We start from the raw sequence: 255 nt of genomic DNA on the forward strand, positions 1-255 counted from the left end.
CAATACCACTGCTTGCGACACATTTGGAATATCGCCAACAGTACGCCAGCCTAATACTTTTAACAAACGCGCACCGATAACTGGCGTAATAGCACCGCCACGTCTGGGAATTAAGTCACCCAAATCCTTTCTGCTAAGCTTTGGTAATATTTTAGAGCGTGTAGAACTAGCGGCAATAGGCTTAGAACGACGGCTAAACTTCGATGTCATGACGGCACCAGATAATGAAAGATAGCGATATAATAACATTAACCT

Annotated in this window: 1 pseudogene; it reads right to left on the minus strand. The window is 43.5% G+C overall.

Annotated elements, in window-relative coordinates:
- Positions 1 to 210 (minus strand): annotated as a pseudogene (locus AAEY75_RS16110) (glycerol acyltransferase); the annotation flags it as partial.
- Positions 211 to 255 lie beyond the last annotated feature (45 nt).

The sequence above is a fragment of the Psychrobacter sp. TB55-MNA-CIBAN-0194 genome, from assembly GCF_040309505.1.
GTDB lineage: Bacteria > Pseudomonadota > Gammaproteobacteria > Pseudomonadales > Moraxellaceae > Psychrobacter > Psychrobacter fozii.